Here is a 25,241-nt window from a genome sequence, read left to right on the forward strand (position 1 = left end):
GATCTCCCATCACCTCGCGAAGGAATTCCTCACCATGCTCGTACACAGACCGAACCTGACGGCCTTGTGCGCCTTCACCACCGCGCTGGCCCTGACCGCCACCGGATGCGGGAAGCCTTCCTCCCAGAGCGGTACGTCAGTGACACAAGAGGCGGCGCCCGGAAGGACCGCCTACCCGTTGACCTTCGACAACTGCGGCCAGAAGGTCACCTTCACCCGGCCACCGAGCCGGGTGCTGATCCTCAACGGGACGTCGGTGGGGGAGGTGGAGAGCTTCATCATGCTCGGGCTGACCGGGCACATCCTGGCGAACGCCCAGCACTATGGCGTGTCGGACGACCCGTCGATGGTCGCCGCGATCAAGGCCCTGCCCACGCGTGGCCTGACGATGAACAAGAACTTCGACGTTCCCGCCGAGCAGGTCCTGGCGGCGAAACCCGATCTGGTGGTCTCCACCTGGTCCGGCGGTTTCGACGCCAGGAGCGGCTTCGCCACGCGCGAGCAACTCGCCGCCGCGGGCATCAACTCGCTCGTCAACCCGGTCAACTGCGCGAACGGGAAACCGAACGCGTCTCCGGCCGAGAAGGAAGCGCTGCGGCACGCGTCGATCGAGTCGTCGTTCCAGTTCATGACCCTGCTCGGACGGATCTTCGACGTGCAGGCCAAGGCCGCGCAGATCGTGGCCGGGCTCCGCGCCCGCATCCGAGCCGTCCAGGAGAAGACCGCGGCGGCACCGCCGCGCAAGGTGCTCATCGCGTACCCGGGGATGTCGATGATGAACGCCAACGGCCTGCCCGCGGTCATGACGGGCGGCATTTACGACGACGTCATCAAGGCCGCCGGCGGGCAGAACTCCTTCGCAGGGCGAGGAGAGGACACCACACGGACCCTCAACGCCGAACAGCTGGCCGCCGCGCAGGTCGACGTCCTGGTCGTCGGCGTCTTCACCCCCGATGAGAAGCCGGCCGACGAGGCCCGGCGCCTGTTCGCGGCCTATCCGCAGTGGCAGGCGTCGAAGACCGGCACCTACGCCGTCGTCTCCGACGGCGCGTACCTCGGACCGATGAACGCCTGGGCCGTCGAGAAGCTGGCCAAGGTGATCCACTCCAATGGCTGAGCGACTCCACCGGCCGCACCTGGTCTCCGGCCGCGCGACCGGCGTACTGATCGCCGGGCTGGCGGCGGCACTGCTCGTGGCGTCCCTGGTGGCGATCTCGATCGGCTCGGTGACGCTGCCGCTCGGCGCGGTGTGGCGGGTGGTCGGCGCGCACCTGACCGGCCGGACCCACGGGATCGATCCGCTCCGCGACCAGGTCGTCTGGCAGATCCGCACCCCACGGGTGCTCCTCGCGGCGGTCGCCGGCGCGGGCTTGAGCGTCGCGGGCGTCGCCCTGCAGGCTCTGGTCCGCAACCCGCTCGCCGACCCGTACGTCCTCGGCGTGTCCTCGGGCGCCTCGCTGGGCGCGGTGCTGGTCGCCGCCATCGGGGCGACGGCGCTCGGCGGGATCGGGGTGACCGGCGCCGCGTTCGGCACGGCCCTGCTGAGCGTGCTGGTCGTCTACCTGCTGGCCCAGCGCGCGGGTCGCCTGCTGGACTCCCGGCTGGTGCTGGCCGGTGTCGCCGTCGGCTACCTGTGCTCGGCCGCGACCAGCTATGTGCAGCTTCGGCTCGACCCCGCGCAATTGCAGGGCCTGATGTTCTGGCTCATGGGCAGCGTCGCCGGCGGTACCTGGCACAGCCTCGGCGTGCCCGCGGCCGTGATCGGGGCCTGCCTGATCTACCTGTTGTCGCAAGCCCGGAACCTGAACGCGCTAGCCGGAGGCGACGACGCCGCCGCCGGATTGGGCGTACCGGTCCAGGGGCTGCGCGTCACCCTGCTCGTCGTCGCGTCGCTGCTGACCGCCACGGTGGTGAGCGTCGCCGGGGGGATCGCCTTCATCGGGCTGATGGTGCCCCACATGGCCCGGTTCATCGTCGGCGGCGACCATCGGCGTGTCCTGCCCGTCGCGCTGCTCCTCGGCGCGGTCTTCCTCGTTCTGGTCGACCTGGCCTCCCGTACGGTCGACCGCCCGGATGAGCTCCCACTCGGGATCTTCACCACCGCGCTGGGCGTGCCCTTCTTCCTGTGGCTGCTGCGGCGCCGAGCCGGGGGGAGTAGCTGATGCGACTCACCATCGCGGGTCTGTCCGCCCATATCGACGACCACCCCATTCTGTCCGACGTCGAGCTGACCGCCGAACCCGGAGAGTTCGTCGCCCTCATCGGTCCCAACGGCAGCGGCAAGTCGACCCTGCTGCGCACCGTCTACCGGGCGCTTCGTCCCACCGGCGGGGTCGTGCGCCTGGACGGCGAGGACCTGTGGGCGATGCGGCCCCGCGAGGCCGCACGCCGCCGCGCGGTCCTCACCCAGCATGGCGACGTCGACGCCGAACTTTCCGTCGCCGAGGTCGTCACCATGGGCCGGACCCCGCACAAAGGACTCCTCGAACGCGAAGACGGCACCGACCGCGCCATCGTCCGGTCCTCGCTCGAACGGGTCGGGATGGAGGCGCAGGCCGCGCGGCTCTTCTCGACCCTGTCCGGCGGCGAACGACAGCGCGTCCTGCTGGCGCGGGCGCTCGCCCAGCAGGCGCCACTCCTCGTACTTGACGAGCCCACCAACCACCTGGACATCCGCGCCCGGCTGGACCTTCTGGACCTCGTCCGCGACCTCGGCCTCACCGTACTCACGGCGCTGCACGACCTCGACCACGCCGCCGCTTACAGCGACCGCGTCGTCGTCCTTCAGGGAGGCCGGATCGCAGCCAGCGGCCCGCCATCGGAGGTCCTCACCCCCGACCTGATCGCACAGGTCTTCGGGGTCCGCGCGCACATCGGCCCGCACCCCATCACCGGCCGGCCGCACGTCGCCGTGGCCTCGCGACCGGAGTGAGCGTTCGACACGACTCGAGATCGACCTAATCGCATGCTTGATGTAACTGCGACTTCTTTGCAATAGTGGTCGCATGTCGACGTACACGCTGCCGGACCTGCCCTATGACTACGCGGCGCTGGAGCCCGCGATCACCGGGGAGATCCTGGAGTTGCACCACGCCAAGCACCACGCCGCGTACGTCAAGGGCGCCAACGACACTCTCGATCGGCTGGCCGAGGCGCGGGAGAAGGAGCGGTTCGGCGGTCTGGTCGGGCTGGAGAAGACCTTCGCGTTCAACCTGTCCGGGCATGTCCTGCACTCGATCTTCTGGCAGAACCTGTCCCCGGACGGCGGGGACCGTCCCGACGGGGAGCTGGCCGCGGCGATCGATGAGCACTTCGGGTCCTTCGACGCGTTCGCCAGGCAGTTGTCGACCGCGACGTCCACGGTGCAGGGGTCGGGGTGGGGCGTGCTGGCGTGGGAGCCGCTGAGCGGCCGTCTGGTGGTGGAGCAGGTCTATGACCACCATGGCAACGTGGGGATGAACACCACGCCGCTGCTGGTGTTCGACGCCTGGGAGCACGCCTACTACCTGCAGTACCGCAACGTCCGGCCCGACTACGTGCAGAAGCTGTGGTCGTTGGTGAATTGGACGGACGTCACCGCGCGCTTCGACGCCGCCCGGGCGAAATAGGCCGCGACGCCTCCCGAATCGGCTTCATGCTCCGAAACATGTCCCAGCCGGTTCGGGAGGCGTCGCCTCACCGTCTTTCAGTGGAGCCTCGTGTGCGCATCGACCTCACCCTCCACCAGGGCGTGTCAGCGCTCAAGGTCACCGACGTCCTCGCCGGCCTGTACCGGGACGCCTTCTGCGCTCCGCCGTGGAACGAGGAGGAGTCCAATGCCGTGAGCTTCACTGGGCGGCTGCGCGCCGACGTCCACCGGCCTGGCTTCGTCGCCGTGATCGCCGAGAGCGCCGGGCGGCCGGTCGGTTTCGGAACCGCCTGGTGGACCCGGGCGCCGTTTCCCACCGATCGGCGCTACGGCGAGGTGGCCGCCGCGCTCGGGTCCCAGCGGGTCACCGGCTGGCTGATCGGCGCGCGGAAGATCGACGAGCTCGCGGTGTCGCCGCACGCTCAGGGCCAGGGCATCGGACGGCGCCTGCTGGACAGGCTCACCGGGTTGGACGAGGGCCGGGGCACCTGGCTGCTGACCTCGACCAGATCCCCGGTGACGGTGCCGTTCTACCGCAAGTGCGGCTGGCACCAGATCACCCACCCGCGCGAGGGCGAGGAGGCGATCGTGGTGTTCCTGTCGCCGCATCATCCACAAGCGCCGTCCCACGGGGTCGCCGCCGAGGCCCGGAACGGCTGACGAGGGGAGAACGCGACCATGGTCGAAGCCGATCGGCTCCGCGACTACTAGACCGGGATTCAGCGACCTATGACGATGCCGCCTCGCATCGCCCGCGCTCGGCAGCGGTCAACGCCGCGTGGGCCGGGGCGCTGCGCCGGTTGCTGCCGCCGCCACCCGCGCGGTTTTATTCGCCGTCTCAGCGTTAGGTCACGATGACCCGAAATGGCTATGCGCATAGGCGTTTCCGGTGGCTTTCTGTATAAGGCAACGCGGTCCGTGGCTTCCGGGCGAACTCTACAACGCGAGCGGTTTTCGGCCCCGGTTACCGGGTGGGGGCTGTACACCTTCACACCAATTGCCCTTCTCGGAGTTCATGCCGCAGATCACCACCGTGTGCCGCCTGAACTCCACCCTCTCGTAAGTGTCCAGGTCGGGAAGACGCCCCGAGCGCGGGCTCATCGAGACGCGACAGCGATCACCGGCCGGGGCTGAGAGCGGTCATGTCGACGGGGACGCCGTGGGAGAACAGCCGGGCGGCGACGCGAGCGACGTCGGTGTCGGTGCGGGAACCCCGGTGGTCCATCGATTCAGCGACGTGGGGGGTGTCGTGCAGGGTCTCGTGGATCCAGCGGGTGCAGGAGGAGGCGGGGCCGACCTCGATGAAGAAGCGGTAGCCGTGGTCGTAAACGGTGCGGACCAGGCGCGGGAAGTCCACGGTCCGTGCCGCGCTTCTGCCGAGGGCGTCTGCGACCTGGTCGTCGGTGAACTCCTCGATCCGGCGGTAGGACGCGGAGATGAACAACTCTGTGCCGAAGGGCGGCGCGATCGTGGCTCGCCGCAGGCTGGCGGCCATTTTGGTCTCGTCGACCAGGGGGCAATGCATGACCAGGTCCGTGGGCAGTCGGAGGGCGTCGCAGCCGCTGGTTTCGATCAGTGCCCGGCACTGTTTCGGGTCGCCTGCGATGACGACCTCATTCGGGGCGTTCACCTGGGTGAGATAAACGCGGTCGAATCGCCCCAGCGGCAGGTCCGTGGCAGCGGCGAAGATCAGGTGGGTGGCCCAGATCTCGGCGGAAGGGACGCTTTGCGGGATGCGCCAGGCGGTGCGCACCGCTAGCTTCGCGCCGGAAAGCTGGTCCTCGAAGAGCGATTCGGCGCGGACCGCCCGGTCCTGGAGATGGGCTTCGGTCGGCGCCCAGCAGCCCGAGGCGTACATCATGCTGACCTCGCCCAGGCTGTATCCGAACGCTCCGTGCACCGGCACGCCGAGCAGTCCGACGATCTGACTCTGCGCATATCCGAAGTAGGACACCGCGGCGAAGGCCTTGGCCGGGTCGCTCAGCAACGCGGACCCGGTATCGGTCGCCGGCCGTGCGGCTCGGGGGTAGATCAGGCGGTGGCGCATCAGGTCGGCCAGGCGGTCTGTTTGCTCTTCCAATCGAGGCAGCAGGCCCGGGAAGTAGCGGAACATGTCGATGCCCAGACCCGGATAGGCGTTGAAGGCCCCGGGATAGACCAGGGCGACCTTGCCCGCGGGACCCATCGGTGCGGGTGTGAAATAGCTGCCTTTGGGGGTTTTCCATTCATTCTTGGCCGCGCCCAGGGTCTTGCTTGCGAAGGCCAGTTCCCGCTCCAGTCCCGCGACGTCCGGCGCACAGAACACCGCGCGGAGAGCGGAGCCGGGTGACCGGGCCAGGCTGGCGTGCGTGAGGCCGGCGACGCTGGCCCCGGCCCGGAGCGCTTCACTCGTCGTGCCGACCTGGTCGACCAGGTCGCGAAGGTCGGTGCCGGTGACCGGCAGCACCAGACAGCCTTCCGCGCGTGCCCAGTCAACGACCTGAAGGTCGCCTCGGGAGGTGGCGCCGGCCAGTAGGAGGTGACGTGAGGGCCCGAGGCGCACGGCCGCACGGCGTGGGGTGTGCCGGGACGGCCGGGGCCAGGGGCCGCTCCCATCGGGAAGGTAGGCGTGGTGCAGGCACAGAGCCGCCTTGATGACAGCGATGACCGGATTGTCGGTGAAGGGTTCGAGGTACTCGACCTCGGCAGACGCCGGTCCGCCGGACTCGGTGATCAGTGCATCGATGCGAGCGTAGACCGGTGACCGGGTGATTATCAAAGCTCCCGCTCCCTCTGGGGAAGCCGCGGCGATCAATACCGCCTCCAGGCCGGGCTGGAGCATCAGCCGTCGTGCGGAGTCGATCGCGCTTTCCCACGCGGTCACCGAGCAGGGGCCGGTGAGCTGCCACCGTTCCACGACCTGCTCGGCGGCGTCTTCCCGGCCGGGGGCGAGGATGACGGCGATGCGCTGCCCGGGCTCACATCCCGCGTCGCGCATGGCCTCATCGACCGCGACGAGTAGCGACGGGCCGGTCGGACGGCCCCCGACCGCCCATCCTGCGTAGACCGCCCGCTCGAGGTGGGCCACGTTTTGGTACGGGCCGGTCCGGCAGCCCATGCCCGCTATGCCGAGTTTCGGCGGCACGGTGACCATCTCACAGGTCCCTGGCGGCCAGGACCGCGTCGATGACCGAGCTCACCGTGGTGTAGGCGTTGAGATCGAGCATCTCCTGCGGTTCCGGGAATCCGTACCGTCGCGCCAGCAGGGTCACCAGCTCCGCTTTTCTCAGTGAGTCCATTCCGAGGTCGACTGCCAGGTCGTGCTCCTCGCTGATGCTCTGGGCGGGATATCCGAGCGTCGCGCCGAACAGCTCCTGGATTTCCTTGAGCAGGACGGCCCGGCCGGTGGTGAGGTCATTCATTCTTCAGCTCCTGGATGGATCGGAGCCACCTGGCCGGCAGTTCGTCGGCCGTGGCAAGACTCGAGTCGGCGCAGAAGGCCACGCAGGTGTGGTCTGGGGAGATGGCCATTCCCGCCGAGAAGTGATGTCCGCGGGGCAGGATGAGCGCCGGGATGACCTTCGTCGCCGGTCTTCCCGCCAGGCTGAGCGCCCCTCCCACGACCGGGAAGCAACTTGTGAGCAGCTGTGCGTACCGGGAGCTCATGGCACGGCCGACAGCGAACTGGCCGAACCATTTCGGGGTCATCGAGGGGAGCCCGCGCTCAGCGTCCTGGTGCCCGCGCCGCAGCCCATGCGCGGTCCGGTCCGCGATGATCTCCAGCCTCCTGAGTGGCCTTTCCTCATCGCACGGCAGCCGAACCCGGAAAGCCGACAGGCGGTTGCCGCTGTGGCTGCCCTCCCCGGTGTTTCTGGTGTTCACGGGCACGAGCGCCCACAGGGTACGGCCGGCGTGCCAGGGAGAGTCCGGCCAGGCACGCAGTACTCCGGTGAGCCCCGCGAGAAAGACGTCGTTGATGGTCACATCATGTTTACGGGCGATGGCGTTGAGTTCCCGGCCTGAGATGAATCCCCAGGACAGGCGGCGTTCGTGCAGGAAATCATCGCGGGCGGTCGGGGCGGCCACGGGCACCAGCGACCGCACGTTGTTGGCCAGGCCGCGGGCGGTCGCCCACAGGCTCGGCCTCTGGGGTGTGGGAACGAGCAGCGGATCGGTTTTGGGAGCTGGGCCCAGCGCCGCGTCGGCCATCCGCCGTATCGCCGGCGCGTCATGCAGCGCATGGTGCCCGAGGTAGAGCAGGGCGAATTCCTGATCGGAGTATCCGTGGACGAGCCAGCAGCGCCACAGCGGCAGGGGGCCCTCGAATCGTTCCTTCAGCAGCTCGTTGATCGCACTGCCGAGTTCGGGTGTGAGGTGCTCGCGGATCAGCCGGGTGGGGTCGGCGGAGCCGGCCGGTGTCCAGCGGGCCTGCCGCCAGGAGCCGCCGTCGAGGCGGCAGTTCATCGGGGGCAGCTCACAGAGCCTGCCCCACAGCTGTTCCCGCACGTCTTGGAGAGAGGGCGGCCGCCCGGGGAACACCAGCACCGCTCCGGTGCCGAGCGAGACCTGCGGGTTGCGTGCCTGGTAGGCGAGGAAGCCGCGATCGAAGGCTCGGAGCGGATGATCAGCTGCCATCTGAGTCTCCTGTGCTCGCCGAAACGTTGCGCACGCGGACCGTGCCGTCCTGCTCGATCACCTGGAGGCGGTGCCGTTCGGCCTGCGCCTGTACCCGGGACGGATGCACTCGCCTCAGCCGGCCGACATGGTCTTTGATCGCGATGTCCGCGAGATGGTCCCGGGCGAGCGCCTGCGGCGAAAGCCCGTATGCGTGGGCCACGGTGCCCTGCAGCCAGTCGTGCTTCTCCAGCCCCGCAACCGACAGGACCGTTTCGTCGCCCTCGGCGGTCGAGATCCCCAGTCCGTTCACGTAGGTCAGATCGCGCAGGAACGCGCGTCTTTCCGTACCGGTGACATCGCCGAAAGCCCCCAACGGCAGCAGCGCCTCGACCAGGCTGACCGCCGCCAGCACCCTGCCCTGAGACTGGAGCTGGAGGTCTATGCGCGGGAGTCTCGGTCCGGTGCCCGACAGGCCCGCGAACCGTGCCTCCACCTCCACAAGACCCTCATCGGGCAACCGTTCGAAGATCTCAAGGCGGAGGAGTCGATGCGGGAAACCGACCTGGTCGTGGCCGATCTCGGGTGCCCAAAGCCACAATCTGTCATGCGGGATGGCGTGGAGGGCGGCGTCGAGCAGCCCGGGAGCCAGCAGGCCTCTTGGCACCCGGCCTCGCCCGGCGTCAAGGACGGCGGAGGCTCCCGCCGGTCCCGTCCGCAGGGAAAGCAGGTACTGGAAGCTCGGCCCGTGAAACAGCGTCCCGGTCTGATAGGGGTCGGGTTGCGGCAGCGCGTCAGCCAGGGGCGCGAACGCAACGGGTGACGAAGGTGCCTGCTCGCCGCTGGGGACGACGGCGGTGGCCATGGGTTCCCACCGCGCCTGCGTCTTTCTCCACGCCAGGAGGGTGAGCTGGATTCCGCTCCTGGTGTGCTGGGCTTTCGTGCGTATCCGGACCGTGCCGGGTACCAGCAGCCAGCCGGAGATCTGCAGATCCTCGAGTACGCGCACCTCGGTTCCCGCGTAGTCCGTGGCGGCCCTGGCCAGTAGGTCCGCCACCGAGGCCATGGGCAGCGCGGGGACGGTCCAGGTCGGCCGGTGATCGGACAGCCACGGGTCGTGCCGTGGATCGAGGACCTGCTCTGCCACGGCCGGTGAGGTGTCGTCCTTCGAGCCGGAAACGATGCGCATTCCGATCCGCTGGACTTGGTAGATACGGCGGCCGTCCACCCACAGCCACGCCTGGGCGGTAACCAGGCAACCGTGATCGTCTTGGCTGACCCGCGTGATCTCGACCTCGGTGGTCACCCGCCCGTCGGTCGGCGTGATCTGCCCCCGGTACTTCCAGGACAGTGCAAGCCCGGTCATAACCGGTTCGAACCGCGGGTTGGCGATGCCCGCGCCCAGGTTTCGTTCGATCATGTAGAACTGCAGAAGCTGGCACACGGACTCAAGGCCCAGGGAGCCGGGTTGGACCGGGTCCTGGAAGAAGTGGGCCTTGAAGAACCATTCACCGGCGTCGACGTCCTTCTCCGCCCGCAACCGGCCCAGCCTCGCCGCACCGCCCTGTGGCCAGTAGCCGGTGACGCGGTCGAGCATGAGCAGCATCGGGCCGGCCAGCCGCAACCGCCCGCCGCAGTATCTGGCGGGCCGTTGGGTCAGATCCACCAGGTAGTCGCAGGGTTGGGCGAACGCCGCCTGTTCGGCAGGTGCCGGAGGCAGGCCGCCCTGGTTGTCGAAGGACTCCGAGGGGAAGAAGCCGAACGTCGCCGAACCGCTCAGGACGGGTTGTCCGTCCGCGAGGCACTCCAGATCGAACCCCTGGATGATCATGCCGTCGTGCTGTGCGTGGCTGCGCAGCTCTACCCGGGTACGGAGAGTTTGCGTCTGCGGCCCCACTTCCGCCTCGACGGTGATGTCGCCGCCGAGATTGCGGAAGAACACATCGGTCTGCGAGCCCAGTGTGGTGCCGATGGCCACGGCGAGCGCCCCGCAGGGCTGGAGCACCACCTCGCTGAGCACGCACAACGGCATCACCTGGTGACCGTTCTGCTCGAAGTACCAGACCTCGTCGGGCACGTCGTAGTCGACGTCGATACGGCTGCCGACCTCCCCGCCGGCCGGCGGCGTTTCCAGGCCGGTCACCCGGGTCATGAACTGGTACGGCGGGCCGGGCAGCCGCGCCACCCGGCGGGCACCGTCGAAGGCGGCGAACCGTGGCCCGTAGGCCTCAGTCGGCCGGCCCCACGCGGAGGCGAGAATCGCCGCGTAGTCGTAGGGTATTCCCCCGGCTTCGGCCACCGGCTTGGACTCCCGGTGGCCCCGGAGGCCACCCAGCGTGGCCGGGGGCACCGGGTCACCGGTCTTCTGTACGGCGGGGGCCGACAGCTCGCGCCAGTGACTCAGCGGCCAGTCCGGTACCAGACGCAGTCCCAGCCGCTCGCCGTGCAGGGCTGCGATCCCGTCCGCGCTGCACAGTACGTCGGCGAACAGCGTCGGACATGGTCCAGCCGACATTTGCGAGACGAAGACCTCATAGACCAGCAGCCGGCTCGCCGGGGTGACCTGGCTTCGGCACCGCATCCGGAAGGTCTCGTCGGGGACGGGTTCAAACCGCCAGCCGTCGCGTTCGATGGTGAATCCCATCGCGGTGAGATAGAACGCCATGGCCTGCAGGCCCCCCTGCATCATCAGGGTCCCCGGCATACACGGGTCGTTCAGGAAATGCCCGTCGAAGAACCAGTCGTGGGGGGTGATCGGCAGTTCCGCCCGCAGATACCCACGGCCCCACGGACCGCCCCGCGGATCGAGCTCGGTCACCTCGCCGAGGAGCAGCATGCGCCCTTGGTCGATCCGCGGGCTGCGTACGTGGGCGCGGGTGGCCGCCCATCCGGGACCGAAGCAGTCGGCGGGATGCCCCGACGCGAACGCTCGTACCGCTTGGTGATCGAAGCTGCGACCCACGCCGTCGATCGCCGGCGGATCGAGCTGGAGACCTGCGGGGGGCGCGGATGCGGCGGGATCCCACAGGACGCCCGTCGACTCGGCGAGTTCCTGATCGGTGAAGAAGCCTGCCTGTCCGTGCTCGACCGTCAGCCGCGGCGAGCCACCGACCCGGCATTCGCTGTGGAAGAAGAAGATCCGGACACCGTCGTGTTCGGCGTGCCGGTCCACTCCGATCTGATGGCGGACGGTCTCGCCCGGCCCCGGCGGACTGCCGTGGAACCGCAGGTCACAACCGAGGAGCCGGTAGCGGCGTTCGCCCCGGTTCAGCAGGTCGACGCCGAGCCAGCTGATGAGCAGCAGGTCGGCCTGCCCGCTCTCCACCAGAAGACCAGGCGGCATCAGCCCGGTGCTGTCGAGGTACCAGCTGTCCAGACGTACGTCGGTCTCCGTCCAGATCGTCCCGGTGCCCATCGAGGCGGGCACCGCGTCGAGGCCGGTCACCCGGTCCACCAGCAGCAAGGGAGGCGCCGGAAGCCGGGTCTGGTGGAGGTGGCCGTCCTGTGGCGCGAACCGCTCGCCGAACACCGCCGAGATCCGGCCGGTGGCGAGCCTCTCCAGCTGGCTGCGGTCGAAGGTCGTGGCCGCCCGTGCGGGAACCCGCAGGAACGCTGCCTCGGCACGCAGCCGTGACTGGAGAAACCGTGTGTGCACCTCGGCCTGAAGGGCCTGGAAATCGGCCTGTTTGGTGAGGAATTCCTGGTGGAGCTCGTGGATGCGGCCCTGGTGCCGGACTGCGGCCACCAGAACCGGATCGAGGCGGGCCGGTTGCGGCTGCGGGAGCACCACCGGCGGCCGGTGCGCCGCCCACCGCAGCACGGCGCCACGATCGGCGGGTCGCTCGCCGACCAGCGCGGCGGTGTCGGCCGGTACTCCCGCCGCCACGTCCGCCGCCCGCAAGCACACCCGCACGGGATCGGCTTGCAGCGGGGCGGTGACCGCTTGCGCAGTGCGCAGGTCTGGGGTGGGGCCCTGACCGGGTAGGGCACGGTGGTGCAGCGCGAGCGCCGCGACGGCGAGGGACAGCAACCCTTGTACGGCATGCGCGCTGCCGAACTGTTCCGCGGGGTCGTAGTGGGCGCCAAGGTGACGATCACCGACGACCAGGTCGGGCACGGCCCTCGGCCGGTCCTCGAGCAGGGCGATCACCGGGTCGCCGTCACGGCGGGCGTCGCCGCGGCGTTTGAGCACCAGGACCACCGCGGCGTCCGAGGCGACCCGGTCGAGGCCGAGTTCGCGCAGCGCCGCCCGGTGCACGGGTTCGGCGGAAAGGTCGACCGCGCCCACCACCGCCGCGTCCGCCTCGCCGGCCCTGATCGCCCGGGCCGCGAGTTCGACGGCGACCAGCCCGGACGCCTCTTCGGCGCAGACGGTGTAGCCAGGGCCGCCGAGGTCGAGCTGGGCGTTGATCCGGTTCGCGACGATGTTCAGCATCATCCCCAGGACCGCCGCCGCGTTCAGCGGCGGCGCGAAGGCCGACTGGGAAGCCGGATCGGGCGCCCGCCACCGGGCCAGGTACCGTGCCCCTTCGAGATCACAGCCCGCCCCGACCACGACCATCGTCCGCTGAGCCGGCAGACTGACACCGCGGACGGCGTCACGGACCGTTTCGAGCATCAGCACCTGCTGCGCGAGCGCCTCCTGAAGATCACTCGGCGGGACCCGCAGGCCCTCCAGGGATACCTCGACCGCTTCCATCGGCTCGCGGAGCGGTCCGCCTTGGAAGAGCGCCGACGGGAAGTCGGCCTGCCCCGCCCGTACCCCCACCGCGACGACCGCGATCTGCGAGGGCTCCGGCAGCGTGGGGCGGATCGGGATCGAAGTCCGGGTGGCGTCCGGATCCCAAGCGTCCACGATGAGGTGGGCGTTGGTGCCGCCGAATCCGAAGGCGTTGATCGCGGCCCGCCTGGGTCCCCGCCATTCCTCGGCCTCATGCAGCAGCCGCAACGGTGTCCCTGCCAGACCTTCAAGGGGTTGCTGCGCGTTCAGGGTCGGCGGGAGCACCCCCGCCCGCATCGCGCCGAGCACCTTCAGCAGCGAGGTCCCGCCGGCCGCGGTGATGAGATGACCGACATTCGACTTGACCGAGCCGATGGGCAGGTCCGCGCAACCACCGAACACCTCTGCCATGCTCCGGACCTCCACGGCGTCGCCGGCCGCCGTCCCGGTGGCGTGGCATTCGGCAAGGGAGACGCTCTGCGGCGGGAGCCCTGCGGCCTGGAAGGCGAGCCGCATCGCCCGGATCTGCCCCTGCTCGGCCGGCGAGAGCAGGCTGGCGGCCCCGCCGTCGTTGGTGAGACCGGCTCCGCGGATCACGCCGTGGATCGGGGCGCCCGCCGCCAGCGCGTCGCGCAGCCTCATCAACGCGACGAACGCCGCGCCCTCGGCTGGTACCAGGCCATCGGCGTCACGGTGGAAAGGCCGGCTCCGGCCGGTGCGGCTCATCGCCCCCAATGCGCAGAAACCCAGATGAATGTTGAGGTTGTCGGAGGCGTTGACCCCTCCGGCGATCATGAGTTCGGCTCGGGCGTCCTGCAGCCGGTCACACGCGATCTTGATCGCGTACAGTGACGAGGCACAGGCCGCGTCGAGCGCGAACCCGCCGGCGCCGAAGCCGAGTGCGCGGGCGGCCAGCTGCGCCGGGAGGCCCGAGCAGAAGCGGTTGCGGGCATCGGGACGAGGGGCCGCGTGCCGGCCGTCGAGCCACACGTCCTCGGCGTAGCGCGCCGCCGCGGCCGACGGGTAGGACAGGTTGCCGAGCACCAGGCCCGTTCGGGCCGAGCGTTCCTGCTGGCCCGATTCGCGCAGGGCCTCACGAACGCCGTACAGCGTCCACTGGAACACCCGGTCCAGCTCACCGATCGAGCCGGGGTCGAGCCGGAAGCCTGTGGGGTCGAACACCGACTCGAAGCCGTGGACGTAGCCGCCCACGTCGGTCCAGGTCCGGTCGGCGCAGTCTCCCATGACGCGCCCGTGCGCCACCCCCCACCGGCCCTCGGGAACATGGGTGAGGCTGGTCCGCCCGGCCAGGACGTTCTCCCAGAAGGAATCGGGGTCGAGCGCGCCGGGCAGGACGCAGCCCCGCCCGACAACGGCGATCGGCTCGAAACTCATGGCCGCCCCCGCCCGGCCACGATGATGACCGACGTGCTGCCCGAGGTGTCCTGGAGTTCTCGCAGGAAGGCCCGCGTACCGTCCCTCAGCGGGATCAACGGCACCTCCCGAGCCTGGAGTTGGGCCGCGAGAGCCGGGGTGACCATGCCGCCGTTCCACGGCCCCCAAGCGATGGCCCGCACCAGGCAGTCCGGGCGCTTGGCCCGTTCGAGGGCCGCCACGTGTGCGAGGACCTCGTTGGCCATGGCGTAGTCGCACTGGCCGGGGTTGCCGTGGCAGGCGGCCACGGAGGAGAAGACGCACAGCAGCCGGAGCGGATCGTCGGCCGTGGCCGCGAGCAGGTGGCGCAACCCTTGCACCTTGGTACCGAAGACCTGGTCGAACTGCTCATCGGTCTTGTCGGCGATCTGCCGGTCGGCGAGCACCCCGGCGCCGTGCACGAGCCCGGTGATCGGTCCCCATGTGCTGCGGACCTCGGCCAGGGCGCGGGTGACCGCCGGGCCGTCCCGTACGTCGAGCGCGACGTAGCGTACGGTCGCGCCGGCCTGGCTCAGCGCCTCCAGGGTCGCGCGGACCTCACGGGCCGCCAGCACCCGCCGGGCCCGCCTCCCCAGGTCGAGAAGGTCGGGCACCGATCCGTTCCGCCGGCCCTGTTCGGCCAGGATGCCGACCAGGGCCTCCTCGGAATGCGCGCCTGACAGCCCTTCCGGCTCCTCCTCCAGGGCGGTGCGCCCCAGCAGCACGAGCCTGGGCCGGTACTTCCCGGCGAGTTCGAGCAACGCCGCGGCCGTCACTCCCCGCGCACCACCGGTCGCCACGATGACCAGCTCACCCAGGGCCGGGCCGGGCCCGGACACGGCCGGAATCTCCTGCTCCCGCAGGGTCACCCGGGTCGCGCCCAGCCCCACGTTCAGGGTCGATCCACCGGTGGTCAGCTCCTGGACGATCGCGGTGGCGGCGGCGTCCGGGTCCCGGTGGGCGATGTCGATGGCCTTGACCGAGGCTTTGGGCCATTCCCGGGCAGCGGTTCTGGCGAGGGCCGCCAGCCCGCCCAGCCAGGCACCGGCCGCGTCTGTGCCGGTGAGACCGAAGTCGCCACCGGTGCACTGGACCGTCACGAAGATCCCGCCGGTGGCCGTCATCGCCGGCGCCACCGCCCGGGCGGCCTGAAACGCCGCCCGCTGGATGCTCATCGCCTCCTCCACCGAGGTGACCTCGCGCAGCCCGCCGAGGTAGAGGACGCCGCGGGAGCCCTTGGGCACCTCCGCAACGATTTCTGCGGCGATGCCCTGCGCGGCCAGCAGGTCCGCGACCAGCGGGGCGACCCCGCCCAGATCATCTGTGATCATCAGCGGGGTGTCGCCGAGCCCGGCCATCGCGATTCCGGGCGCCGGTTCGGGCACTGCCTTGACCACCAGTCGCGTGGTCACCGCGGTCTGACCAGAGAGCGGGGCGCCGAGCCGTTCCACGATCGCACCGATGGTCCGGAGCTTGCCGAGACCGGCCTGCTGGGAGATGTCCGCGCCGGCCAGGTGAGGGGCCGCCGCCCGCATCGCTGAGAGGATCTCCACTCGCTTGATCGAGTCGATGCCCAGATCAGATTCGAGGTCCATACTCGGCTCCAGCATGTCCACCGGGTAGCCGGTCTTGTCTGCCACCACGCTCAGCAGCAGCGACTCGATGTCCAGGTCCGCGGCCGTCTCCTGCACCGGCGCCGCCGGAGCAGGGGGGATCTCGGGGGGCGGTTGTGCCGGCGCCGGCACGCTGGGCGCCGGCACGCTGGGCGAAGGCAGGCTGGGCGAAGGCAGGCTGGGCGAAGGCAGGCTCGGCGAAGGCAGGCTCGGCGGGGCGCCGCCACCACCCAGGTAGGTGCTCATCATGGTGAACGAGGCTTCCGCGGTCTTCATGAAAGCCTGATGGCTGTCGGCCATCGACTGCTGGAAGTCGGCCATCACCCGCTGAAAGGCGGCGTAGGTGTCAGCGGTCTGCCGCTGGGACTCCTGCACGATCTGCAACCAGGCAGGTTCGGCCGGGGATCGGGGAGGCTCCGGCGCCTGCCGGTGAACAGCAGCCGGACCGGCCGCGGACGGCGGCCGCTCCTGCGGGTGGGTGGCCGGGGGCTCGCGGCGGTTGGCGCCAACGAGCTTGACACTTGTCCTGGCAGGTTCGGGGACCGTGCTCCGCCGGGGGGGCCGGTAGGACTCCCAGAGCGCCGCGAAATCGAGTGGGACACCGCGTACGGCGAGGCCGGCGAGCGCTTCGTGCAGGCAGGTCACGCCGTGGCCGCCGCGCCGGTCGAGGGCGACCGCCCAGTGCGGGCGCCCGGCGAGGATCGCGCCGATCAGCCCGGTGAGCACGGAGCCGGCGCCTACCTCGATGAACGTCCTGACGCCGGCCTCGTACATCGCCTCGATCTGGTCGGCGAACCTGACCGGGGTGAGCAGCTGGCTGCCGAGCCTGCGGCGGATCTGTGCCGCTTCGGCGGGATAGGGCGCGGCGTCGGCGTTCCCGTACACATCGATCTGCGGGGGCAGGATCTGCGCGTCGGCCAGCGCGGCCGAGAACGGCTCGGCGGCGGCTGCGACCAGCGGGCTGTGGAACGCGGCGGCGGTGTCCAGGTAGGTGCTGATGATCCCGCCCGCGAGGAGTTTCTGTCGCACGGTCTCAAGGGCCTGTACCGCGCCGGACAGTACGAGCTGTTTCGGCGCGTTGTGGTTGGCGATCCACACCTGGTCGGTGTCGCAGGCCTCCAGAACGGCTTGGACCTCCGCTGCCCCGGTGGCCACGGCCAGCATCGCCCCCGGGGCAGCGGCCGCGTCCCGCATCAGCTCACCGCGCCGCCGCGCCAGCCCGATCAGGGTGTCGGCGTCGAAGACTCCGGCCTGGTGCAGCGCGACGAGCTCACCGAGGCTGTGCCCGGCCACGCAGTCAGGGCGCAGGTTCAGCGCGTGCAGCAGGTCCAGGAGTACGAGGCTGTGCGCCGCCAGCGCGGGTTGAGCCTGGTGGGTGGCCTGCAGCCGGAGCCGTTGATCCTCACGCCCGGCCTCGTCGAACGCGGAGATCGGGAACACCACCCGGGAAAGCAGATCGTCAGCGGGACTGAGCCGGTCGACCCGGTCCCAGACGGCCTGCGCTCGAGGGAAGTGCATGGTCACCTCACCGCTCATGCCGACGTACTGGGAACCCTGGCCGGGAAACAGGTAGGCCAGGCGTCCGCCGCCGGGTCGCCCGGCGACGTAGTGGACGCCCTCCGGCGTGGAGAAGGCCTCCCCAGGCCGCCGTTCGATCGCCGCGGCTGCCTCTTGGAGCCGGGCCGCCAGGTCCGCGGTGTCCGCGGCGACCACCGCGAGCCGCGCTTGGTCGGTGGGCCGGAACCGCTGCTGGGAATGCTGTGCGAGGTCGGCCAGTGCCCGGCCTGCGTTCAGTCCCCGGATCCGCTCCACCAGGTGTCGCGGCGTCGGTCCGGACACCAGCACCAGTTCCGTCGGAGCCGTACGCGACCGCCGGGCCGCCCGGCCGCCGCCAGGGGTGTACTCCTCGAGCGTTACATGGAAGTTGGTACCACCGAATCCGAAACTCGACACCGAAGCACGACGTGGGTGGGAGGCGCTGTGCACCCAGGGCCGTGCCGTCGTGTTCAGATAGAAGGGGCCGGTCTCCAGCCCGAGCCCGGGATCGGGACGGTCCACTTTGATCGTCGGAGGCAGGACCTGATGGTGCAGCGCCATCGCGGCCTTGAAGAGCCCGGCCGCGCCGGCCGTCCACTTGGTGTGGCCGACCTGAGACTTGACCGAGCCCAGGGCGCACCACTGCCGATCGGTGCGCCCGGAATCGGCCGCCACCTCCCGCAGCGCCGCCACCTCGGCGGCGTCGCCGGCCGTCGTCCCTGTCCCGTGCGCCTCGACCAACCCGACCGTACCGAGGTCATAACCCGCCGCACCGTATGCGCGGCGCAGCGCCCGGGCCTGCCCCGCCGGAACGGGAGCGAAGATGGCCGCGCCCCGGCCGTCTGAGGAGGAGCCGACGCCGCGGATGACGGCGTAGATCCGGTCGCCGTCGCCTTCGGCGTCCTCCAGCCGCCGGAGCGCGAACATGATGATGCCCTCGCCAAGGATCGTCCCGTCTGCGGCGTCGGAGAACGGACGGCAGTCTCCGGTGCGAGACAGCGCGAGGGACTTGCTGAACGACAGGAAGGAACCGATGTGGTTGAGGGTGTCCACGCCGCCGGTGACGACCATGTCCGCGCGGCACAGGCTCAGCTCGTCCACGGCCATCGAGACGGCAGCGAGGGAAGCGGCGCAGGCCGCGTCCGTCGTGCAGTTGGTACCGTGCAGATCGAACCTGTTGGCCACCCGGCCCGCCACCACATTGCCCAGCAGGCCGGGGAAGGAGGCCTCCCGCCAGGGCAGGTGGTGGGCGGCGATGCGATCGCAGATCGCCTTGGCCTCAGGCTCGGCGATCCCGTGCTCGCGCAGTGCCTTCATCCAGAGTGGTCGCCGGTTGCGGCTCTCCATCTCCCCGAACAGCTCGGTCTGCCCGGTGCCGAGGATGACGCTGACGCTTTCCCGGTCGAGTGGCCGCTCACCTCGTCCCTCGGCCACGTCGTTGAGGACCTGCTCGGCGACGACCATGGCCAGTAGCTGAGCGTTGTCGGTCGCCTCCAGGGTGGTGGGCGGAATCGCGAAGGCCATGGGGTCGAAATCCACCTGCGGCAGGAACGCGCCGCGTTTGCAGTAGGTCTTGTCCTCGGCTGCGGGGTCGGGGTCGTAGTAGTCCTCCACCAGCCAATGAGTCTCGGGGACGTCGGTGATCAGGTCGCGGCCCGCGATGATGGTGTGCCAGAAACCGTCGACGTCGGTCGTGCCGGGCATGAGTGCACCCATCCCCACGATCGCTATCGGAACCTGACGCTCGGGCATGGACTTCTCCTCAAAGGTTCAGGTCAATCGGCGAGGCTGGTAGGCGAATCCGGCCTGTGGCACCGTCAGGCCATAGGTGCGGAGCTGGTGGGCGCGGGTGAGTACGGCCGCGCCCTCCATCAGGTTGCGCGCGATCTGGACGACGGTCCGGCCGGCCGGCTCGGCGAGGAAGGTCCCGGCGGCCCACTGGTTGAACGCACCGGCCGCCGGACCGCACCAGAGCTGGTAGTCGGTACGGCGGCCGGTGTCGCCGTCGATCGCCCAGCGGCTTGAACGCCCCAGGTACCACCGGAAGGCCAAGGCCATCCGATGTTTGGCATCACGCTCTGCCCGGTCGAGCTCGGCCGGATCGCGCTGCTCCCAGAACCGGCGGGTCTCCTGCCAGACCTCTTCGAGTGAGGCGTGCAGCACCGTCCGCTCGAGCTTTTCCCGCACCGGCTCGGGGATCGATTCCAGCGAGGGGTGCTCGCGGTAGATCTGGTACAGCCGGGCGGCGCGGGGGCCGAACATCGTGCCCCGGCGCAGCACCTGCAGCCTGACACCGAGTTCGAACATGTCCGCCGACGGCGCCATCATGACGTCGGCGGGCCCGGCCTCCGCCAGCATGGCCTTGGCCTGCTCTGACACACCCGCCTCGACCGCCATCTGGTTCACCGAACCGGTCATGACGTAGGCGGCGCCCAGCGCGAACGCCGCGGCCACGCCGCCGGGAGTGCCGAGGCCACCGGCCGCGCCGACCCGGATCGGAGCGGCATAGCCGAACCGGCGGCACAGTTGGTCGCGCAACGCGAGCATCACCGGGAGGATCACGACCAACGGCCGGTTGTCGGTGTGGCCGCCGCTGTCGGCCTCGACCGTGACGTCGGCCGCCACCGGCACCCGGGCGGCCAGCCGTGCCTCGGCCTCGGTGAGCTGTCCCCGGCCCACCAGCACGCTCAGCAGCTCTGCCGGAGCCGGCGACATGAACCGCGCGGCGACGTCGGGATGGGAGACCTTGGCGAACAGATGGGTGCGCCGGGTGACACCGCCCTGCCCGTCCTCGCGCAGCCCGGTCGCGGAACACCGGACGACCGCCGGGGTCAGCGTCATGTACGCCGAAGCCGAGATCCGGGGCACCCCCCGCCGGACGAGCAGTTCGGCGACCCGTTCCTCCAGTTCGGGCTCGGCCGGTGAGTGGATCAGATTGACCCCCCAGCTGGGGGTTCCCCGCAGCCCGGCGGACAGCTCATCGACCGCCCGCTCGACCTGTCCGGGCTCGAGTCCGGCGGCGCCGAAGAAGCCGAGCATCTGGGCCCGAGCCATCTCGATCACCAGCCGGGTGGTGGCGATGCCGTTGGCCATCTCACCCGCCACATACGGGAACCGCACGTTGTGCGCCGTGCCGAACGAGCGATCGCCCAGCCACTCCGGGTACAGCGCTGGAAGCGTGCCGAGCGGCCGGCAACCGGCGCTGAGCAGATCTTCGGTGCTGGACGCCACGCCGATGGCCCCGTCGCGGATCCGTGACACAAGATGTACCGGCTGCCGTATCTGCTGGATGTGGGCGAGGAGTTCCCGCTCACCGAAGACGGGAGCCTGCCCCGGGCGGGCCAGAGCGCTCATCTGCGCTCCCAGGGGGCCGTGATCTGCAGCGTCATCTCGGGGCGGCGCACCGCCCACCAGCGCACTGCCTGGGCGAGGCATTCCTCCATGGGGTCGACGCGCCAGGTGACCGGGAGGGGGTCGCGCATCCACAGGTACTCCATCATCGCCTCCATCACCCTGCGGGCTGGCGCCACAGAAGCCGCCGCCCGGCCGCCGGGGCGGACGAGGGGCCCGGCGAAGGGCGGGAGCTCCATGGCGGGAAGCCCCTTGCCGACCCGGAACTGGTTGATGGCGGCGAAGGTCTGTTCGGTGACCATCTGGACGGTCAGCGCACCTGCTCCCCGGCCCAGAGACTCCACCCGGGTGCTGCGTGCCGGCGCCTGGGCGGCCAGCCGCAGGATGCAGTCGGCGACGTCGCAGACCGATACAAGGTCGACCAGTCCCTCGGGAAGGCCCGCGATCGCCGGGACCATTCCCATGCCCAGGCCGTAGACGAACTCGTACAGGCCGCAGAATCGGGCGACGGCGCCATCGCTCCGGCGCCCGATGACCAGGCACGGCCGGACAATGCTCAGCGGCGCGTACCGTTCGGTCGCCACCCGTTCACACCAGGCCTTGGACCACTCATAGCTGTTGCGGTAGTCCCGCAGATCAGCCGAGTCCACCGTTCCGCGCAGGCCCGTCGCGAAGGCGGTGGACACATGGATCAGATGGGTCTGCGGGGTGATGACCCCGGCCAGAGCCAGGACGGGCGCCACGTTCGCGGCCTGGGCCTGCTCCGGGGACATGTCGACCCGGGGCCTGCCGGCCAGATGCACGATCACATCCCAGCCGCGCCGCAGCTCCCGGGGCACCGGCTGCACTCCCATGACCCACGGGATGGCGCCACCGGCGGCAGTGGTCGCGCAGCCCACTACCTCCCAGCCCCGCTCGGCCGCCTGCTGGACCAGCTCATGTCCGATCACACCGGTGGCGCCGGTGACCAGCATCGTGCCGGTCACGACCACACCCACCGGTCGTACAGGGCGTCGTCGGTGCGCATGCCCTTGGCCGCGAGTTCCCACATCATCTCGTCGGTCCCGGCACCTACCCGGCCGATCCGGATGTCGCGCAGGAGCTGGGGGAAGCACGTTTCGTCCTCGACGTAGCCGTGGCCGCCGAACACGTGCGCGCATTCGCTGGCGACGCGCTCGGCCATGCGCGCCACGGTCGCCTTGATTCCAGCGACCTCGCACATGTTCGCCACGCCCGCCGCGGTGAACTCCGCGACGGTGGCGTACAGCCCTCGCTGGGCGAGCGTGGTCTGGGCGATGAGGTCGGCCAACCGCAGCCGGAGCACCTGATGCTCATACAGCGGTACGCCGAACTGTTTTCTGCGCCGCAAATGGGTCGCGGTGACCAGTAAGGCCAGGTTGAGCACGCCGAGCATCATCGCCGCGGTCGAGAGCCGCTCATAGACCAGCGCGGAACCTATCGCGGGCAGCGCCGTCCCCGGGCGGACCAGGATCGCCTCGTCGGGGATCTCGGTGTCGAAAGCCAGCCGGCAGGTCTCCAGCCCCCGCATGCCCATCGTGTCCACCTTCTTGACCACCCGCACCCCCTCTCGGGGCACGAGCGCCAGCGCAAGGCCCTCACTCGCGCGGCACAGCACCAGCACGACGTCCGCGGCTGCTCCCGGTGAGACGAACCATTTCGTTCCGCGCAGCCGCCATCGGCCGCCTTCACGGCTCAGCTCGGTGCCGACCTCGGCCAGATTGGAGCCGACCTCCTGCTCAGAGGTGGCCACACAGCACACGAACCGGCCATCCAAAGCGTGGTCGAGGACCTTCCTGGCGTACTCGGTGCGCGCGAAGCCCCGCAACAGCGGCACCGCCGCCTCGAGATGCAGACCCACCCCCACCCCGACTCCGCCCAGCCCGGCCCGGCCGAACTCCTCGGCGAGCAGCACGCTTTTGCCCAGATCCCCGTGCGGTCCGCCCGACCACCGCTCACGGAACAACCCGGCCAGCCCGAGCACTCCCACCGCCTCCGCCGGGAACTTCCGCTCACTTTCGGCCCCGGGCACCAGCGGCACCACCCGGTCGGTCACCAGAGCCCGCACCCGGGTCCGGAACTGGGTGACCTCTAGGCTCGCCTGCCCCAGGGGCAGCGCCAGGCCGAGATCTGTGGACATGCTTCCTCCTAAGGCTGGGCAGCCACCAGTTCCAGCGGCCGAGGATCCGCATCGCCGCAGGGACCAGCAGGAGCCGGATCAGGGTGGCCTCCACGGCGAAGGCGACCATCAGCACGAAGCCGAACTGCCGGATCTCCAGGATTCGGGAGGTGAACAGTGCGGCGAAGACGGCGACCATGATGGCGGCGGCCAGGAAAATCGGCCGTGCGGTGCGCTGTAGCCCCGCGGCCACCGCATAAGTGTTGTCGCCGGTGGCGCGGTAGATCTCCTGGATGCGGCGGACCAGGAAGATTTCATAATCCATGGACAGCCCGAACAAGAACGCGAACACCAGCAACGGCAAATAGAACTGCACGGCACCGGCGGAGCCGAGGACCCCTCCTGGCAGAATGTGCTGGCAGACGGCGAGCAGCCCGTAGCCGGCGCCTACGGCGACCAGGTTCATCGCGACCGCCTTGAGCGGCAGCAGCAGGCTGCCCAGCATGAGGGTCAGCAACACCAGGGACGCCGTCAGGATCAGGCCGATCAGCCACCACAGCCTGGTGGTGAATTCGTGGTGGGCGTCGACCAGCAGAGCGCTGGGGCCTCCGACGAGGACCTGGTGGCCGGCGGGCGCGGCGGCGGGCACGATCTGGGCGCGGATCCGGCGGACCAGGTCGGCGGTGCGCGGTGAGTCCGGGGCCTCCCGCGGTACCGCGCCCAGCACGGTGACGTCGCGGCCGGTGATGGAGATGACCGCGGCCACCTGCGGGTCGGCGGACAGGGCGCCGGTGAGCGCGGTGACCTTCGGCGGCAGGGTGCGGGGCCGCCGCGCGACCAGCACAGTGATCGTGCCAGGGGCGCCGCCGAAAAAGTCGCCTTCCAGCACCGCCAGCCCGCGGCCGCTGGAGGTGCGGGCCAGGGTCTGCCGCTGGATGTCGGGGTAGGGCCGCAACGCCGAAGCGGGCGCCGCGCAGCCGACCAGCAGGACGCCGGCACCGATCAGGTAGGGCCACGGGTGGCGCATCAGATGCCGGGCCCAGCGTGCCCAGACCCCCTCATCGGACAACACCACCTCATAGGACCTGCGCCGCCACGGCACCATTCCCCGATCCAGCCACGGCGTCCACCACACCAGGAAGGCGGGCAGCAGGCTGAGCGCCGCGCCCATCGCCACCACGATCACCACGAACGCGCCGAAGGCGAACTCACGGAAGATCGCGACCCGTACCAGCAGCAGGCTGAGCGCCGCCACCGCCGCCACCGCCGCGCTGTAGAACACGGTTCGGCCGGCGGTGGCCACCGCCACCCCGGCCGCGTGCTCACGCGCGAGGCCGCGGTCCAGCTCCTCCCGGTAGCGGCTGACCACCAGCAGCGAGTAGTCGACGCCGACACCGAGCCCGACCACGCCGACGACCGTCAGTAAAAACGCGTCGAAACCGGCCACCCTGCCGACGACCGCGAACACCCCGAGCGTGACGACGATCGCCACCGCGGCCATGATCAGCGGCACGACGGCGGCGCCGAGCCCACCCAGCCCCACGACCAGCACGATCAGGGCCAGGGGCACCGCGACGCCCTCGATCTGCCGCACGTCGGCGACCTCGATGTTTCTGACGTCGTATCCCAAAGCCGTCGTGCCGACCAGATAGGCGCTGACCCGCCCGCGGGAGAGCCGCTGCGTGGCCTGTTCCAGCGCCGCGCGCTGCGCGGGGAAACGACGCAGCCGATCCCGCTCGGATCCGGTGACACCGATGAAGGCGTAGAGGTTGTCCGGCGACCGGTAGGGCAGCGCGCCAGGCCGGTACGGGCCGGCCGGAACCGCCCCGGCGGGGGCGCCCCCCGGCCGCGGAAGCGGGATGATCGAGGTGATCCCGGGCTGGCGTTGTAGCGCCCGGTAGCCGCCCTCCACCGCGTGCTGGTACAGCGGATCGGCCGCGGTCAAGCCGGCGGAGTGGAACACCCCGATCATCTGCTCCCGCCCCAACAGGGGCACACCCCGAGCCAGAGCCGCCTCGGCGCGTGCGGAGGCGGAACCCTCCACCGTGAGCGGCGGCGTTCCCAGCGAACCCAGCAGAACCGGCGACAGCGCCAGCGCGAAGGCCACGGCGACCAGCCAGCACGCAAGGACCCTCCGAGGGTTACGCGCCGCCACCACCGCCCAGCGGTAGAACAACCCGGGACCGTGCGGGACCGGCCGGGAACCGGCAAGCGTGCTCAGCCTCACCCGTCCAGCCTCCGATCCCTACA

At 70.3% G+C, this 25,241-nt stretch carries 14 protein-coding genes; 5 read left to right on the plus strand and 9 right to left on the minus strand.

Annotation, left to right across the window (positions count from 1 at the left end; all coding sequences use genetic code 11):
- Positions 1-34 precede the first annotated feature (34 nt).
- The 5 genes from AB0K82_RS13615 (at position 35) to AB0K82_RS13635 (ending at position 4,288) form a co-directional block, all read left to right on the plus strand.
- Entirely contained in the window at positions 35-1,117 is a 1,083-nt protein-coding gene (locus tag AB0K82_RS13615) for an ABC transporter substrate-binding protein (RefSeq protein ID WP_364396232.1), read from the plus strand.
- Positions 1,110-2,162, plus strand: coding sequence for an iron ABC transporter permease (locus AB0K82_RS13620; protein ID WP_364396234.1), 1,053 nt, complete (start codon positions 1,110-1,112; stop codon positions 2,160-2,162). Before AB0K82_RS13615 ends, AB0K82_RS13620 begins: the two co-directional genes overlap by 8 nt.
- Positions 2,162-2,932 carry an ABC transporter ATP-binding protein gene (locus AB0K82_RS13625; RefSeq protein WP_364396236.1) on the plus strand — a complete coding sequence of 257 codons (771 nt, stop codon included), beginning with the start codon at positions 2,162-2,164 and terminating at the stop codon, positions 2,930-2,932. The genes AB0K82_RS13620 and AB0K82_RS13625 overlap by 1 nt, the downstream gene beginning before the upstream one ends.
- Before the next feature lie 73 nt (positions 2,933-3,005).
- Complete coding sequence (locus AB0K82_RS13630; protein ID WP_364396238.1) at positions 3,006-3,608, plus strand: superoxide dismutase; 603 nt, start codon at positions 3,006-3,008, stop codon at positions 3,606-3,608.
- An 80-nt stretch (positions 3,609-3,688) separates the two neighbouring features.
- Positions 3,689-4,288, plus strand: a complete 600-nt coding sequence (locus AB0K82_RS13635; RefSeq protein WP_364396240.1) for a GNAT family N-acetyltransferase — start codon at positions 3,689-3,691, stop codon at positions 4,286-4,288.
- A gap of 457 nt (positions 4,289-4,745) precedes the next feature.
- Here AB0K82_RS13635 and AB0K82_RS13640 read toward each other — a convergent pair whose 3' ends face one another.
- The 9 genes from AB0K82_RS13640 to AB0K82_RS13680 form a co-directional block, all read right to left on the minus strand.
- Positions 4,746-6,449, minus strand: a complete 1,704-nt coding sequence (locus tag AB0K82_RS13640) for an acyltransferase domain-containing protein (RefSeq protein ID WP_364396242.1) — start codon at positions 6,447-6,449, stop codon at positions 4,746-4,748.
- 313 nt (positions 6,450-6,762) lie between these two features.
- The gene (locus tag AB0K82_RS13645) at positions 6,763-7,029 is read right to left on the minus strand and encodes an acyl carrier protein (protein WP_364396244.1); all 267 of its coding nucleotides are present in this window, start codon (positions 7,027-7,029) and stop codon (positions 6,763-6,765) included.
- Positions 7,022-8,242 (minus strand): wax ester/triacylglycerol synthase domain-containing protein, encoded by a 1,221-nt coding sequence (locus tag AB0K82_RS13650; RefSeq protein ID WP_364396246.1) that lies wholly within the window; start codon positions 8,240-8,242, stop codon positions 7,022-7,024. Before AB0K82_RS13650 ends, AB0K82_RS13645 begins: the two co-directional genes overlap by 8 nt.
- Complete coding sequence (locus AB0K82_RS13655) at positions 8,232-14,336, minus strand: beta-ketoacyl synthase N-terminal-like domain-containing protein (protein WP_364396248.1); 6,105 nt, start codon at positions 14,334-14,336, stop codon at positions 8,232-8,234. The genes AB0K82_RS13650 and AB0K82_RS13655 overlap by 11 nt, the downstream gene beginning before the upstream one ends.
- Positions 14,333-19,255 (minus strand): SDR family oxidoreductase, encoded by a 4,923-nt coding sequence (locus AB0K82_RS13660; protein ID WP_364396251.1) that lies wholly within the window; start codon positions 19,253-19,255, stop codon positions 14,333-14,335. Before AB0K82_RS13660 ends, AB0K82_RS13655 begins: the two co-directional genes overlap by 4 nt.
- An 18-nt stretch (positions 19,256-19,273) precedes the next feature.
- On the minus strand, positions 19,274-20,857 hold the full coding sequence (locus tag AB0K82_RS13665; protein WP_364396254.1) for a PfaD family polyunsaturated fatty acid/polyketide biosynthesis protein: 1,584 nt from the start codon (positions 20,855-20,857) through the stop codon (positions 19,274-19,276).
- Positions 20,854-21,840: an SDR family oxidoreductase gene (locus AB0K82_RS13670; protein WP_364396256.1), complete on the minus strand. Its 987-nt coding sequence runs from the start codon at positions 21,838-21,840 to the stop codon at positions 20,854-20,856. Before AB0K82_RS13670 ends, AB0K82_RS13665 begins: the two co-directional genes overlap by 4 nt.
- On the minus strand, positions 21,837-22,940 hold the full coding sequence (locus AB0K82_RS13675; protein ID WP_364396337.1) for an acyl-CoA dehydrogenase: 1,104 nt from the start codon (positions 22,938-22,940) through the stop codon (positions 21,837-21,839). Before AB0K82_RS13675 ends, AB0K82_RS13670 begins: the two co-directional genes overlap by 4 nt.
- On the minus strand, positions 22,885-25,218 hold the full coding sequence (locus AB0K82_RS13680; RefSeq protein ID WP_364396259.1) for an efflux RND transporter permease subunit: 2,334 nt from the start codon (positions 25,216-25,218) through the stop codon (positions 22,885-22,887). The genes AB0K82_RS13675 and AB0K82_RS13680 overlap by 56 nt, the downstream gene beginning before the upstream one ends.
- Positions 25,219-25,241 lie beyond the last annotated feature (23 nt).

Origin of the sequence: Actinoallomurus sp. NPDC052274 (assembly GCF_040679475.1) — a bacterium.
GTDB classification, from domain to species: Bacteria; Actinomycetota; Actinomycetes; order Streptosporangiales; family Streptosporangiaceae; genus Actinoallomurus; species Actinoallomurus liliacearum.

Coding starts and splice junctions, on each gene's coding strand:
- AB0K82_RS13615 (WP_364396232.1), top strand. CDS start 35: ATGCTCGTACACAGACCGAACCTGACGGCCTTGTGCGCCTTCACCACC.
- AB0K82_RS13620 (WP_364396234.1), top strand. CDS start 1,110: ATGGCTGAGCGACTCCACCGGCCGCACCTGGTCTCCGGCCGCGCGACC.
- AB0K82_RS13625 (WP_364396236.1), top strand. CDS start 2,162: ATGCGACTCACCATCGCGGGTCTGTCCGCCCATATCGACGACCACCCC.
- AB0K82_RS13630 (WP_364396238.1), top strand. CDS start 3,006: ATGTCGACGTACACGCTGCCGGACCTGCCCTATGACTACGCGGCGCTG.
- AB0K82_RS13640 (WP_364396242.1), bottom strand. CDS start 6,449: ATGCTCCAGCCCGGCCTGGAGGCGGTATTGATCGCCGCGGCTTCCCCA.
- AB0K82_RS13645 (WP_364396244.1), bottom strand. CDS start 7,029: ATGAATGACCTCACCACCGGCCGGGCCGTCCTGCTCAAGGAAATCCAG.
- AB0K82_RS13650 (WP_364396246.1), bottom strand. CDS start 8,242: ATGGCAGCTGATCATCCGCTCCGAGCCTTCGATCGCGGCTTCCTCGCC.
- AB0K82_RS13655 (WP_364396248.1), bottom strand. CDS start 14,336: ATGAGTTTCGAGCCGATCGCCGTTGTCGGGCGGGGCTGCGTCCTGCCC.
- AB0K82_RS13660 (WP_364396251.1), bottom strand. CDS start 19,255: ATGCCCGAGCGTCAGGTTCCGATAGCGATCGTGGGGATGGGTGCACTC.
- AB0K82_RS13665 (WP_364396254.1), bottom strand. CDS start 20,857: ATGAGCGCTCTGGCCCGCCCGGGGCAGGCTCCCGTCTTCGGTGAGCGG.